Below are 1,282 nucleotides of genomic sequence, written 5' to 3'. Positions count from 1 at the left end.
GAATCCTGTGAGTTATTCTTCTCGGAATGGAGTCTGGTAATCCTTTTGGTGCTATGTTTGAATCTATGCCACATGAGTGCAGTCCTTGCCAGCATAAACATCGTCCGGTGTTTGGTAATTCAATGACTGGTGCAATCTTAAGCTATTGTAGGTGGTGACGGCTTCCCTCACCATTTTCTTAACGATGCCAATGTCTCGTATCACTCCATCCAGCCCAAACTCTTGTTTCAGGATTCCGTTAACTCTCTCTGCGACAGCATTATCGTAACAGTGATTCTTTCCGGTCATGCTTCCAATGATGCCGTGTTTCTGATGAAAGTCCAGATATATCTTGCTACAGTATTGAGAACCCTTGTCAGAGTGATGGATCAAGCCCTCGGATGGGTTGCCATTGCTATATGCCATTTTCATAGCTTGAAGTGTGTGGATTGCCTCCATGCTGGCTGAAACGTTGTATCCCAGTATCTTACGGCTCCGATAATCGGTTACCAACGACAGATAACAGAAGCCTTTCAGGGTCGAAATATAGGTCATATCGCTGACCCACACTTGATTGTGCCCGGTTATATCCAGGTTCTCAATCAGGTTTGGAAAGACCTTCAGCTGGTGCTTGGAATCGGTCGTATGAACGTGCCTTTTCCTCCGTCCACCCAAGAGTTTGTGGGCGCGCAGCAAATCAAACAGGGCATCCCTGGCGACGGGCTGCCCGTCAAACTCAGGTTCTTTTGCAAGCATAAGCCTGAGCTTGCGAACTCCCACAAAGGGCTGCTTTTGTCTGATAAATAGCACTTTAGCTATGATCATCTCCTCATATCTAAGCCGCTGATCTTCCCGATTCAGGCGTTTGTAATATGCTTGCCGGCTGTAGCCAAAGGCTTTGCAGATCACCCCGAGCGCTCCTTTGATTCCCATTTCTTCCATTTTTCCAAGGCTAATTCTGATGCCTGGGAACCAAAGTTTTTTTTTAAGGGGACCTGAGTCTCATTTTCCGCCATTTCGACAAGCGTCTCGAGGGCGATTTTCTCAATAAATGCCTCTTCCAAGGCTCTCTTAAGCAGCTTGTTCTCGCGTCGCAACGCGATTACTTCCAGCTCTTCGTCTTTAGTCATAATGTGTATCACCTTTCCTAACTTTTGGTTTCTTCCATACTGGGCTATCCACTCATGTACTGTGTTTCTGCCGCCAATTCCATACAGTTTCCGCGCATCTTCGGCGCAAATCAGACCGTTTTCGACATCCTCAATAACACGCATTTTAAAAGCCATGCTATAACGATTTACGG

Annotated in this window: 2 protein-coding genes; both read right to left on the bottom strand. The window is 46.5% G+C overall.

What is annotated here, in order from left to right; all coding sequences use genetic code 11:
• Nucleotides 1-63: 63 nt before the first annotated feature.
• Nucleotides 64-912, bottom strand: a complete 849-nt coding sequence (locus tag Q8M98_03805) for an IS3 family transposase (GenBank protein MDP3113882.1) — start codon at nt 910-912, stop codon at nt 64-66.
• On the bottom strand, nt 885-1,282 hold a 398-nt coding region (locus tag Q8M98_03800; protein MDP3113881.1), incomplete at its 5' end, for a transposase. The genes Q8M98_03800 and Q8M98_03805, both read right to left, overlap by 28 nt.

The organism is Candidatus Cloacimonadaceae bacterium, from assembly GCA_030693415.1.
Lineage (GTDB): Bacteria > Cloacimonadota > Cloacimonadia > Cloacimonadales > Cloacimonadaceae > JAUYAR01.
This window is presented reverse-complemented; position numbering and strand designations above follow the sequence as displayed.